The sequence below is a fragment of the Pedobacter psychrodurus genome (assembly GCF_032678585.1).
Lineage (GTDB): Bacteria > Bacteroidota > Bacteroidia > Sphingobacteriales > Sphingobacteriaceae > Pedobacter > Pedobacter psychrodurus_A.
The window spans coordinates 116,166-128,840 of the sequence record NZ_JAVTSN010000003.1 but is presented as its reverse complement, the minus strand read 5'-3'; the positions used below and the strand labels follow the sequence as shown (position 1 = coordinate 128,840).

Annotated in this window: 14 protein-coding genes and 1 riboswitch; of the genes, 10 read left to right on the top strand and 4 right to left on the bottom strand. The window is 37.8% G+C overall.

All coding sequences use genetic code 11. From position 1 onward, the window contains the following. Window positions 1–42 precede the first annotated feature (42 nt). Window positions 43–1,446, bottom strand: a complete 1,404-nt coding sequence (locus R2S57_RS03055) for a sigma-54 dependent transcriptional regulator (RefSeq protein ID WP_316843638.1) — start codon at window positions 1,444–1,446, stop codon at window positions 43–45. A 105-nt stretch (window positions 1,447–1,551) separates the two neighbouring features. Then, window positions 1,552–2,799: a serine hydrolase gene (locus R2S57_RS03050; protein ID WP_316843637.1), complete on the bottom strand. Its 1,248-nt coding sequence runs from the start codon at window positions 2,797–2,799 to the stop codon at window positions 1,552–1,554. Between the two features lie 241 nt (window positions 2,800–3,040). Continuing rightward, window positions 3,041–3,235, top strand: a riboswitch (cobalamin riboswitch). Between the two features lie 97 nt (window positions 3,236–3,332). On the opposite strand from R2S57_RS03050, the gene R2S57_RS03045 reads away from it, so the two are divergent. The 7 genes from R2S57_RS03045 to R2S57_RS03015 all read left to right on the top strand — a co-directional run bounded on the left by R2S57_RS03045 (window position 3,333) and on the right by R2S57_RS03015 (window position 9,393). Beyond that, window positions 3,333–5,201: a TonB-dependent receptor plug domain-containing protein gene (locus R2S57_RS03045; protein ID WP_316843636.1), complete on the top strand. Its 1,869-nt coding sequence runs from the start codon at window positions 3,333–3,335 to the stop codon at window positions 5,199–5,201. A gap of 40 nt (window positions 5,202–5,241) precedes the next feature. Continuing rightward, entirely contained in the window at window positions 5,242–5,832 is a 591-nt protein-coding gene (locus R2S57_RS03040; RefSeq protein ID WP_316843635.1) for a DUF6580 family putative transport protein, read from the top strand. Between the two features lie 131 nt (window positions 5,833–5,963). Beyond that, on the top strand, window positions 5,964–6,905 hold the full coding sequence (locus R2S57_RS03035) for an ABC transporter substrate-binding protein (protein WP_316843634.1): 942 nt from the start codon (window positions 5,964–5,966) through the stop codon (window positions 6,903–6,905). 10 nt (window positions 6,906–6,915) lie between these two features. Next, entirely contained in the window at window positions 6,916–7,602 is a 687-nt protein-coding gene (locus tag R2S57_RS03030; RefSeq protein WP_316843633.1) for an SIR2 family NAD-dependent protein deacylase, read from the top strand. Next, on the top strand, window positions 7,592–8,317 hold the full coding sequence (locus R2S57_RS03025; RefSeq protein ID WP_316843632.1) for a diphthine--ammonia ligase: 726 nt from the start codon (window positions 7,592–7,594) through the stop codon (window positions 8,315–8,317). Before R2S57_RS03030 ends, R2S57_RS03025 begins: the two co-directional genes overlap by 11 nt. Window positions 8,318–8,447: 130 nt before the next feature. Beyond that, window positions 8,448–8,960 carry a YMGG-like glycine zipper-containing protein gene (locus R2S57_RS03020; RefSeq protein ID WP_316843631.1) on the top strand — a complete coding sequence of 171 codons (513 nt, stop codon included), beginning with the start codon at window positions 8,448–8,450 and terminating at the stop codon, window positions 8,958–8,960. Window positions 8,961–9,057: 97 nt separating this feature from the next. Continuing rightward, the gene (locus R2S57_RS03015; RefSeq protein ID WP_316843630.1) at window positions 9,058–9,393 is read left to right on the top strand and encodes a Dabb family protein; all 336 of its coding nucleotides are present in this window, start codon (window positions 9,058–9,060) and stop codon (window positions 9,391–9,393) included. Window positions 9,394–9,912: 519 nt separating this feature from the next. Here the strand turns inward: R2S57_RS03015 and R2S57_RS03010 are convergent. Together R2S57_RS03010 and R2S57_RS03005 are read right to left on the bottom strand one after the other, a co-directional pair. Next, complete coding sequence (locus R2S57_RS03010; protein ID WP_316843629.1) at window positions 9,913–10,164, bottom strand: hypothetical protein; 252 nt, start codon at window positions 10,162–10,164, stop codon at window positions 9,913–9,915. 4 nt (window positions 10,165–10,168) lie between these two features. Beyond that, complete coding sequence (locus tag R2S57_RS03005; RefSeq protein ID WP_316843628.1) at window positions 10,169–10,879, bottom strand: DUF3291 domain-containing protein; 711 nt, start codon at window positions 10,877–10,879, stop codon at window positions 10,169–10,171. Between the two features lie 129 nt (window positions 10,880–11,008). Between R2S57_RS03005 and R2S57_RS03000 the strand changes: the two genes are divergently transcribed. Genes R2S57_RS03000 through R2S57_RS02990 form a run of 3 tightly spaced genes read left to right on the top strand, consistent with a single transcriptional unit; the run spans window position 11,009 to window position 12,651 of the window. After that, window positions 11,009–11,488, top strand: a complete 480-nt coding sequence (locus R2S57_RS03000; RefSeq protein ID WP_316843735.1) for a GAF domain-containing protein — start codon at window positions 11,009–11,011, stop codon at window positions 11,486–11,488. Between the two features lie 14 nt (window positions 11,489–11,502). Continuing rightward, a complete protein-coding gene (locus R2S57_RS02995) occupies window positions 11,503–12,108 on the top strand; it encodes a DNA-3-methyladenine glycosylase (protein WP_316843627.1) in 606 nt (201 codons plus the stop codon). 54 nt (window positions 12,109–12,162) lie between these two features. Continuing rightward, the gene (locus R2S57_RS02990) at window positions 12,163–12,651 is read left to right on the top strand and encodes a pyridoxamine 5'-phosphate oxidase family protein (RefSeq protein WP_316843626.1); all 489 of its coding nucleotides are present in this window, start codon (window positions 12,163–12,165) and stop codon (window positions 12,649–12,651) included. Window positions 12,652–12,675 lie beyond the last annotated feature (24 nt).

Sequence of the window (12,675 nt, the reverse complement as noted above, 5' to 3'; positions counted from 1 at the left end):
TATATCAAAAGTACATTTTGGTCTCCTCTTTAGGGACTGGGGTTATTCAGCTCTTTTTAAGCCAAATTTCTCAATTTTACTGTATAAATGACTTCTTTGGATATCAATTTCATCGGCAGTTTTTGATACGTTCCAATTGTTTTTCTCCAATTTGAATTTGATAAACTCCCGCTCCGCATGATCTTTATAATCCTGGAAGTTATTGAACGAATCAAAAGAAGAGGCGAGGGCCGAACCTCCGGCACCAGCAATCTGCGCACTGCTTGCCGCGCCAATGTTTGTTCCTCCGCCTGGATTGGCAAAAGCGCGCACATCGTTTTCGGTAATTACCCTATCACTTAATATAATCAAACGTTCGATCATATTGTGAAGCTCACGAACATTACCCGTCCATGGTAATGCTTTTAAAGCCGCCATACCCGTTTCATTTATTTTCTTTACCGGCATACCATAATCGCTACATATGCTTTCTAAAAAGTTCTGTGCAATAACCGGAATATCATCCGTACGTTCGGTTAAATGTGGAACATGGATATTAATTACGTTTAAGCGGTGGTACAAATCCATACGGAAATTACCATCTTCGATTTCCTTCAATAAATCTTTATTGGTTGCCGCTAAAACACGAACATTCACTTCAATTTCCTTTTCTCCACCTACACGAGAGATTTTATGTTCTTGTAAGGCACGTAAAACTTTTGCCTGCGCAGAAAGACTCATATCACCGATCTCATCTAAAAATAAAGTTCCGCCATTGGCCAGTTCAAATTTACCGATACGTTGTTTCACAGCTGAGGTAAATGAACCTTTCTCGTGACCAAAAAGTTCACTCTCAATCAATTCAGATGGAATAGCGGCACAGTTTACCTCAATTAAAGGACTATCGGCACGGTTCGATTTTTCATGTAACCAGCGGGCTACCAATTCTTTACCGCTACCATTCGCGCCGGTAATCAATACACGGGCTTCGGTAGGGGCAACACGTTCTATCGTTTCTTTAATTTTAGAAATGCTTTCCGATTCGCCTAAAATTTCGCGGGTTTTACTGGCTTTACGCTTTAAAACCTTGGTTTCGGTAACCAAATTTCCACGGTCTAAACCATTTCGGACAGTAATCAATAAACGGTTTAAATCAGGTGGTTTCGAAATAAAATCGAAAGCGCCTTTTTTGCTGGCTTCAATGGCAGTTTCAACGGTTCCGTGACCAGATATCATGATAAATGGCAGATCGGGTTTGATGAGTTGTGCCTGTTCGAGCACTTCCATACCATCCATCTTGTTCATCTTGATATCGCAAAGTACCAGATCGAAATTTCCTTTTTTGATCATTTCGAGGCCATCGATACCATTGTCGATATCTTCAACATCGTAATTTTCGTACTCCAGAATTTCGCGTAAGGTACTCCTTATCGCACGCTCATCGTCAATTATTAATAATTTAGCCATTAGAGATCTATTCTTTTATTTCTGATGCGAATATATTATTTTTTAATTAATGTATAGTTTTTTATACAATTTATAGGCTATAAACCATAAAAGAAGAGAAAGGTTTTAATAAGCGTAATCCATTTTAAACTTATTTAAATCTGGTTTCAATTTTTTGACTCTTTTTAGTTCAAGATCATAAATGGTTCGGCCCAGATTTTTCATAAAAGGAAAACAAACCGTGTCGTATTCATACTTATTATCATTGAAAATGCCATCTTCATTACTCTGTACCACAGCAGTAAGAAAATATTCGATTCCATTTTTGAAATCAACAAAATAGGAGTTATCAATGATGTAGCCATAACTATCGCCATATTTATTAAAGATCCTGATATTTGGATCAGGCGTTATCTGCTGTCTTCCATAATACAACATCTTTGCATAAGTTGGCCAAAATTCTTTGGGGTCGTATTTAGGAAAATCACTTTCTGTTGGGTATTTACTCATGTAAGTATAAATCAATTTATAATCAGCCGCACTAAGGTTAAACCTTTCCTTTGTTGGAAAAGCTTCAGGAAAAATAAGTTTCCGCATCAGTTTCTGCTGATCGTTAATGGCGAAAGCATTTTTACCAGCCAAATTGAAGGGTTTATTCACCAGTTTGTCTGTGCTATCCAGATAACCGGTACCCATTACCAGATTACTTAATTTCAATTCATATTCTTTTGGATCATATTGAGCGTCCTGGTTATACACCAGTTGATTACCATTATAAAACTTGATGGGATTGCTATGTTTAGCCGGTTCGCCTGCATCACCTACAGCCAGACGGTTTAAAATGCGGCTATCGTTTAAACCGTTTGTTTTCAGTTTTTGGTTAATTTCCGCACGACCAATAAATTCGAACAAACGGTTAAAGGCGTCGTTATCGCTGGTGAGCAAAATCTTTTTAATATACTGTTCAATGGATGGCAAGCCGTTTTTAGCGCTGCTATCTTTTAAAACCCTGGTTTGCCCTTTATAAGCACTATCGGTAATCATCGTACTTTTACTCGTTAACCCAGTACTTTTTAACCTGTTTACCTTTTCTAAAGCAAAAACTACAGCAGCGAGTTTTACCGTACTTGCTGGATAAAAATAATGGTGGGGGTCTAAATTGTAACTAAATGTTTTAAAGGTGGGCTTATTCTTCACGTCGCGGTTAACCTGTGTATAAAGAATCTGAATCTGGTTTTTATCCGGGTGATTGAGTACAGTGGAAAAAAGCTCAGGTTTGCTTTCCATTAATTTTTTTAGAAAAACAGTATCCGTTTTTTGTGCCATAGTACATAAGCTGAATAACGAAAATGCAATGGTTAAAGTGCTTCTCATGGTTTAAATTTTGATTACCAATTTAGCTTTTTCTATCAAAACCACCATTTTCCATCATGTATTTTACAAGGTTCTCCTTTTAGATCGGGGGGCTACATATTGGATTGTATCTCGCAAGACTCAATTAGTATCTTACAATATACCAATTATATTAAAATGGACTGAATTGGTGTTTAATAAAACAGCTCATCGTACGTTTTTCGGTTGATGCCAGTGGCTTTCTGCTCTCCGCTCTTTTTACTACATTTGCACTGCTTTTGGTTTCCGGTTTTACAACCGGGATTAAAAGGGAATACAGTGTAAATCTGTAACTGTCCCGCAGCTGTAAGCTCTATAACGTTTTTCAATTCATAAGTCACTGTCCAATTAACTACCGGGCGGGAAGACAGAAAAACGGGAGTAAGTCAGAAGACCTGCCTTTAGCGTTTAATTTCATAGCTTTCGGGGATTGAAGCTAGGATTGAGATATTAACGTTGTTCGTATTTTCATTTCCTTTTCTCATCTGTTGGCTGTGGGCAAAACTCACAATCAAATGAACAAAAAAAGAATGCTAACTGTAGCCGGTTTAGGGCTTGCACAGTTAATGATTGGCCAGGTGGCTAATGCGCAAACTCCAGACAGTTTGCAGCTTAAAGATGTTGTTATTTCGGCAACTAAAAATGATCAGAAACAATCACAAACGGGTAAAGTGGTCACCATTATTAGCCGTGAGGTATTGGAACGCAGCAACGGTAAATCGTTGCCTGATTTACTGAACGAGCAGGCTGGTATCATCATCAGCGGTGGAAACAGTAACCAGGGAAAAGATAAAAGTATCTTTTTTAGAGGATCGGGAAGTGGTTACACCTTAGTGCTTATTGATGGAATTGTACAAAATGATCCGGCGAGTGTTAGTGGTACATTCGATTTACGCCTCTTCTCCATCGATCAGATCGATCATATCGAAATTTTAAAAGGAGGCCAGTCTACTATTTACGGATCTGATGCCGTTGCAGGTGTAATCAATATCGTAACCAAAAAAGGTGGCCCTAAAGGAAATACCATTTACGGAGTAGCCAGTGCGGGAAGTTATGAAACATACAAAGGTACGATCGGCTTAAATGGTGCGGTAGAAGGCTTTACTTACAACATCAACTATACGCATTTTAAAACTGACGGAATTTCTGAAGCGGCAACTCCGGTAGGCAGTGCTGCAATGTTCGATAAAGATGGTTTTAAAACTGATGGTTTAAACGCCAATTTCGGAATCAAACTAGACAAAAATTTTTCTGTTAATCCATTTTTACGTTATTTCTATGGCAATTATAAAATAGATGAGGATGCATTTACCGATGGTTTACCGACCAATAACTCTATTTTGAAACAATTTAGTGCAGGCTTTAATTCAGAATATAAGTTTAACACAGGTAAAATAACGCTTAATTATAGTCACGAAAGCAATTCGAACGATGTGAGCTCTAGTTATGCAGGTTTTGAAAGTAAATTCTTAAACTTCGGAAAGCTTAATGTGGTTGATTTATTCTACAACCAGAAACTAGGCAACAAGTTAGACTTACTTGTGGGTATCGATAATAGAAAAATGAAATTAGTTACCGATACCAAAAATCCGACAACTAACATCTTTGCCGCTTATGGGTCATTGTTTTTGCACGATTTAAGTGTTTTTAACCTTGAGGTGGGCGGACGTTACAACAAACACGATCAATATGGCGAAAACTATACTTATTCTGTTACTCCAAGCATCAACATTATTAAAGAAGTAAAACTATTCGGTACGGTATCTACCGCTTTCAAAATCCCTACACTGAACATGCTGTTTGGTCAGTATGGTGCCAATCTGGATCTTAAACCGGAAAAATCTCAAAATTATGAGGCTGGTGTAAATTTTAGTTTTGTTGATGATCAGTTTAGTTTGCGCCTTGCAGGTTTCAAACGCGATTTAACTGATGCAATTGTGTATACCACAGGTTACTTTAATCAGGCAAGTCAAAAATTTAAGGGCTTTGAAGTAGAACCTGCAGCTAAGTTTAGTGTATTTAACATTAATGGTTATTATGCTTATGTTGAAGGAAATGCAGGAACAAGCAATTATTTGATCCGTAGACCAAAACACACTTTTGGCCTTAATGCGGGCGCACAAGCTACCAAAAACTTATATGTAAGTGCCAACTTCCGTTATTTCGGAAACCGTTATGATACTTATTTTACAACCAAATCTATTGATGAGCTTTTACCATCCTATAAACTGCTTAGTGCTTATGCAGAATATGCACTGGCTAAAAGACGTGTGAAGTTATTTTTCGATGCGAAGAACATTTTGAACGAAAAATATAGCGAAATTATTGGCTACAATACACCTGGCTTCAACTTTAATACGGGCGTAATTTTTAATATACACTAATAAAAATTAACTTTGTGTTATAAATATTAACCAAAATAAAATGTCCCATTTAAAATTTAATCCACGCACATTAATTTTACTGTTAATGATATTGGCTATAACGGCCTTCCGTTTGCTGGTAACATTCAACTCAGATGAATTAAAGTTTGCCAATTTCTCATCAATTGGTGCTGTAGCTTTATTCGGAGGTGCATATTTTAAAGATCATCTTAAAGCATTTGCTTTTCCATTATTGAGTTTATTTTTAAGTGATATCATTTTATCGCTAACTATTTTCAGTAAATACAGCAGTGGTTTCCTTTACGAAGGCTGGTACTGGACCTATATCGCATTTGCTTTAATGGTTTTAGCAGGAAGAGTATTACTTAAAAAAGTAAACGTGGTAAGTTTATTGGCTTCTACATTGGCAATTGTTTTAATCCACTGGATTGTAAGCGATATTGGTGTTTGGTTTCACAACCCGGCTTATACACAAGATTTAGCTGGTTTTTGGGCATGTTTAGTAAAAGCAATTCCTTTTGAAATCAGATTCTTAGAGGGAACAGTTATTTACGGCGCATTACTTTTTGGAGCTTTCGAAGTTTTAAAGGCAAAATATCCGGTATTAAAACTGCAAACACAAGAGTTATAATTAACATTCATCAGTTGGTGATTCACCAGCTGGATAAAAAATAATATTAAAATCCCCTTTTGATTTAATTCAAAAGGGGATTTTTTTTACCTTAGAACATCAATTCCATTTTACCTATTACATCTTACATCATGAAAGTTGTTTCCTTTTTACCTGCCGCCACCAAAATGATCTACGATATGGGCCTGCAAGAATACTTGCATGGCGTTACTTTCGAGTGCCCAAAAGAGGCTGCAGATCAGCCAAAGGTTGTACGTTGTATACTTGAGGGCAAAAACTATTCGAGTATCGAAATCGACCGGATATTTTCAGCTTCCAAAGCGCAGGGTAAAAGTTTATATTGGGTGGATGATGAATTGTTAGAAAGTATTGCACCCGATGTGGTTTTTACTCAGGATATCTGCGAGGTTTGTAATATCGATACTGTTTGCACCGAAACCGCTGTGATGAAGCTAAGCAAGCAACCAACACTGGTACCTTTATCACCAAATAACCTGCAGGATGTTTTCGAATGTGCCATAACCGTTGCTAAGGCATTAGGGAAAGAAGAAATAGCGTTAAGCTACCTTGCAGGCTTACAAAAGAAAACTGATCATATATTAGATCAGCTTAGGGCCAATCGTGCACCCTTAAAAAGGATTATGTTAATGGAATGGATCGAACCGATTTACAACTGCGGGCATTGGATTCCGTTTCAGATTGCAGCGGCCGGTGGGGTAGATATGTTATCCAATCCTGCAGGAGATTCTATAGTTACCCAATGGGATAAAGTATTGAGATACAATCCAGAGGTTTTGGTAATCGCTCCTTGTGGTTTCGATCAAAAAAGAAGTCTGGAAGAAATGCAATTGCTGACCTCAAAAACAGGCTGGGATCATCTGGAAGCTGTAAAAAACAATCAGGTTTATATTGCCGATTTTGATATGTTTACTCAGCCAAGCATAGGTACATTGGTAGAAGGTATAGAAGCTTTAGCGTGTATGTTTCATCCAGAGATATTTAAAGCTGACGAAAATTTGTCTAAAAAATTCATCAACTATAGCCAATCCGTGAAATCATTAAAATCGGTGTAATCATATATTTATGAAAATAGTTGTTTTAACAGGAGCAGGGATCAGTGCCGAAAGTGGGTTAAAAACATTTAGGGATGCTGATGGCCTATGGGAAGGTTACAATGTTTATGATGTTGCTACCCCAGAAGCCTGGGAAAGAAACCCAGAGCTGGTGCAGCAGTTTTATAATGAGCGGAGAAGCCAGGTTTTAGCTGCAAAACCCAACAAAGCCCATGAAATATTGGCCGAACTGGAAAAAGATTTTGATGTCGAAATTATTACCCAAAATATTGATGACTTGCATGAAAGAGCAGGTTCAACCAGGGTTACACATCTTCATGGGGTAATCACCAAATCACAATCGGATGCGAAAGCCGAGTTAACCTATCCAATTGTAGGCACCGACATCAGAATGGGGGAACTGTGCGAATTGGGATCGCAATTGCGACCGCATGTAGTTTGGTTTGGTGAAGCTGTTCCGATGATAGAAGTAGCCGCTAAACTTTGCAAACAGGCTGACCTATTTGTATTGATAGGCACTTCGCTGGCAGTTTATCCGGCAGCAGGTTTAATAGATTTTGTTCCATCTGTAATCGATAAATATATCATCGACCCGAAAACACCAGATGTAAAACGCTATAAAAATGTAATCAATATCGAGAAGAACGCGGTAGATGGTGTGGCAGAACTGAAAGAAATTTTAGCCAATGCCAGATAAAAAGATTTGCATTTTCAACTGGAGCGGAGGTAAAGACAGCACTTTGGCGCTTCATTACGCCTTGCAAGACCCTACTATAGAAATCCGTTACCTGATTACCACGGTTACTGAAAAATATAACCGCGTTTCAATGCATGGTGTTAGAGAAGCTTTATTGATCAAACAGGCCGAAAGTATTGGTATTCCGTTGCGCCAGATCCGCCTGGGAGAAATGCCTGATATGGAAACCTACGATAGTACGATGAAGGAACATCTAAGTAAATTTAAAGAAGAAGGCATTACACATTCCATTTTTGGCGATATCTTTTTAGAAGACCTCCGTTTATACCGTGAAAACAAATTAGCAGAAATAGGTCTGAAAGCAATTTTTCCGCTGTGGCAAAAAAACACGAGAGCTTTGATTGAAGAATTTGTAAATCTGAGCTATAAAACCATCATTGTTTGTACCCAACAAAATCTTGAAAATATTTGTGGAAAAGTAATCAGCCTTGATTTAATTGACCAATTGCCCAACAATATTGATCCTTGCGGAGAAAATGGAGAGTTTCATACTTTCGCTTTTGAAGGACCAATTTTCAGGAATAAAATCACTTTCACCATTGGAGAGAAGGTATTTCGAACTTACAATGCGCCAAACAAAACTGATGTAAATGAAGACTCACCATGCTCAACCACAGCGCTTTCCGGCTTTTGGTATGTCGACTTAGTGGAATAATTTTCCATTTTCAAAACATTTTGGCATCATTTTTTCTTTACTACATATAATTAACAAAATCACACATCCCAATGAAACCTGTTTAGCGAGGTTAGGTAGCTGAACAAGCGTCATGTAAAAATTAAGAGTTATGAAAAAGATATTGGTAGTAATCGCATTAAGTACTTCGGTTTTGTTTGCTTGTAACAATAAGGCAAAAGAAGAAGCAGCATTAAAACAACAACAAGCAGAAAAAGAATTAGCCGTTAAAGCAGTAAAAGACAGTTTAAGGTTAGACAGCTTTAATAAAGCTGCTGCAGCAAAAGTAGAGCAGGAAAAAGAAGCTAAACACCAGGCAGAATTAGTAGCCGCCAGAAGGGCAGGTGCTGCATCATCAAGATCGTATGCAGGCTCAGGCGCGAGTTCTAGTGGAAGTTCTAGCGGTGCGTACGGAGGTACTCAACCTACAGCTAAGAAAAAAGGCTGGAGTGATGCCGCTAAAGGAGCTGTAATTGGTGGCGTTGGTGGTGCAGTTGGTGGCGCATTAATTGATAAGAAAAAAGGTAGAGGTGCCATCATCGGTGGATTAGTTGGAGCAGGTGGCGGTTATTTAATCGGTAGAGGCGAAGACAGAAAATCTGGTCGTGTACAACCTAAAAACTAAGTGTTTTTGAAAGATATAGAAAGTCCTGATTTGCATCAGGACTTTTTTTATGCCTTATAAAAAATGATTAATATATTAGCGAAAAAAGAATCCCCCCATGACAGAAATCCAAACCGCAGATAAAGGCCAGATCCAACACTTCGTAATGTTCTGGTTAAAGCCTCAGCTTACTAAAAATGAAATCGTAGATTTCGCCAACTTCTTCGAAAGTTTAAAACCGATTAAATATATTAAAACATTGAGTTACGGCTTAGCCGCAAGTACCCCAGTACGTCCGGTAACCGATAATTCTTTTACCTATTCCCTTACCATTACCTTTGATAACATCGCAGACCATAACGCTTACCAGGAAGATAAAACGCATTTAGATGCTGTAGAAAAATTTTCTAAAAACTGGTACAGGGTAGTGGTGCACGATACACTGGTTTCTTAATACAGGGCGCTAATTAGGTTTGCCACGGAAACACGGAAATCACTGCTCTTCGTCACTCTGATCTCCGGTAACTATCGGAGATATTTCAGAATCTTTCTATTCTTAATTTAACCACAGATTTTATTTGTGCATTTTTTTTGTGTCTGTCATCCTGAACGCAGTGAAGGATCTTTCAGTTTTTATTTCTTTAGAAAGATAGCTATCGGATCGAAACATAGACCGATTTTATAAATTCTTTATTGATAAAGCAGTAATAAATCTTTCTTTCAGGTTTTTATCAAAGTGATAGTTTTAGCTTGAATAAGCCAAAACCTCCCATTTATTTGGCCAAAACGCCATAGGAAATTATATTTTGTTACTACATATAAAAATCAATATATCAGATAGTTATAATATGTTAATTAAATAATAACAAATAATAAAGATTGTTTTTAATATAAAAACATTCCATAAATTCAAAATTTAATTCTGTGTATTAATAAAAATAACTATAAATCAATTAGTTATGTGTAATATCTACTAATGTTGATGCCTGTTGTACGCTGCCGTGAAATCTGAACGCATCACTTTAAATCGGGTGATAACCGTTTGAATAAATTCTTCATCAATAATTTCGAATACATCGTTCACACCACCTCCACTCAAATCAAGCTCTGCCAGTTTATAACTTTGTTCAAACGTACCCTGCTCAAACTTTACGATGTATTTTTGGTTCATCGAAAAAATGGTAATCTTACATTCCGGATGTGGAAGCTCTGCTACTACTCTCATTAATTTATGTTTTTAATTTTTTATTTATACCCTCAATAGAAACTCCATTCAGCGTTCCCCAGCTGTCTACAATTGCAAAACGGGCAAACAACTCCTCTTTATACCATTGCTTTTCTCTGGTGAGCTTAATCACGTCCGAATGATCAACAGACTTGTAAGCATAGCTTTTCATACTTTCTGTATCACTCCAAATGGAAAAGGTGGCCTGGTCAAAGAATGGATTTTCGCCTATTCCTGCCGAAAGGATAAAACCAGGAGCCGTACGCATGGCGTCAGCTGCTCTTTTAACGTTACGCCTAAACTCTTTCAGCTTACTAAATTTAATAGCCGCCCTTGTAATTACTGCGACTTTGCCGATGTGATTTTTATTTGAAATATTAGTTTTAAATGGCTCTAAATTAGACCATAATCCATGACTAGATAAAGGATTAAGTAATATTGTAAAACTTTCAACCCCAAAGAAATGGAGCCATTTTATTACAAATGAATCTGCGTAAAAATCATCACAATCTTTGCGATTGTCCCAGGTGGTTAATACAGCCCAGTGTTTGTAATCGGGGGCTAGATCAACCTGCGCATTTTTTCCGCTCCCCATTAACTTCCAGAATTTACAGCTTTTATTTAACCAAAGCGGCAGCCTTAAAACCGCCATGCCTATAAAAGCAAAAGGGATGGTTAGGCCACGGAATTTGGTAATGGTTAAGGCTACAATCATAAATCACGGTTAATTAGGCCAAAACTAATGAATTTACAAATAGATTCTCGTTCAAATTTTCGTCATTAAAATTGGCTATCACTTTACATCTCATAAATCATGATTAACTTTGATTATAGAAAAATTAAAATGGCAGAAGATTTAACCATCACCAGAAATACATCGAAAGAAGAACAGTACCAGTCGATCATCCCGCAGATAGAGGCTTTGCTTTACGGCGAAACAGACTTTATCGCAAATCTTGCAAATGTTACTGCGGCGCTCAAAGAACAGTTTAATTGGTTCTGGATAGGTTTTTACCTAGTGAAACAAGACGAATTGGTATTGGGTCCGTTTCAAGGTCCGGTAGCCTGCACAAGGATTAAAAAAGGAAAAGGAGTGTGTGGTGCATCGTGGGAGCAGGCCGCAACCATTATCGTTCCGGATGTTGATGCATTTCCAGGTCACATTGCCTGTGCAACTGCTTCAAAATCAGAAATCGTATTGCCACTTATTGTAAATGGCGAGGTGATGGGTGTTTTAGATGTGGATAGTGAAGTATTGGGTAAATTCGATGATACAGATAAGGCTTATTTAGAGCAGGTTATATCTATTATATTAAACAGGTAGTTAATATCATTGCTTTGAAGCTAAAAGAAGAATATTATCTCAATGAAGATGTAGTGGATCTAGCTAAAGATTTACTGGGCAAGGTTTTATACACCAAAATCGATAACGAAATCACTGCAGGTATCATTGTTGAAACTGAAGCTTATTTTGGCGTAAAAGACAAGGCTTCGCATGCTTATGGTGGTCGGCGCACCAACCGGACAGAGACCATGTATGGAAATGGCGGGATTGCTTATGTGTACCTCTGTTACGGTATGCACAATCTTTTTAATATTGTCAGTTCTAAAGAAAATGATCCGCATGCAGTATTGATAAGGGGAATCGAACCTTTGATCGGCATCGGCGTCATTGAAGAAAGAAGAAATATGCCCTCTACCAAAGGCGCCATTTCTGCCGGACCGGGCTCTGCAGCAAAAGCATTGGGTATAGATAGAACTTTTAATGCAAAAAATCTTACGGGCGATGAAATCTGGATCGAAGATCATTCCATTTGTTATAGGGATGAAGATATTGCCGCCACGCCAAGGGTGGGCATCGCCTATGCAAAGGAACATGCGTTGTTCCCCTGGCGTTTCTTTGTTAAAGGCAATAAATACGTAAGCAAACCTAATAAGGTTTAATTAACAGAAACCTTTTGGCTTAATTCCTGTTTTTCTTTATAAATGATTGTAAAAATGAAAAACGAGAAAAATATAGCGATCCTGAAAGAAATGGCAGAAAGTGTGCGTACCTGTATGTTTACCACATTTTCTTCCGGCGATGAATTTGGAAGCAGGCCAATGGGTACTGCAAAAATTGAAGATGATGGGAGTTTATGGTTTTACACCAACGAATACTCGCCTAAGTCAAAAGAAATTTCGAAAGAAAACAATGTGCTGCTGGCCTATAGTGATCCTTCTAAAAATACCTACCTTACCGTTAAGGGCAAGGCGGAATTGGTGGATGACAAAGTACGCAAAGAAGCTTATTTCTCACCATTTATTAAAGCCTGGTTCCCTGACGGAATTGAGGATCCAAGATTAATATTGATTAAAGTGACACCTGAAGAGGCTGAATATTGGGATGCATCGGCGTCAAAGATCGTGGTATTATTCAGTATGTTAAAAGCAGTGGTTACTGGTGATACGCCAGATTTGGGTAAACACGACACGATGAAATTTTAATTAACAAGATAGAACGAGAAGCAG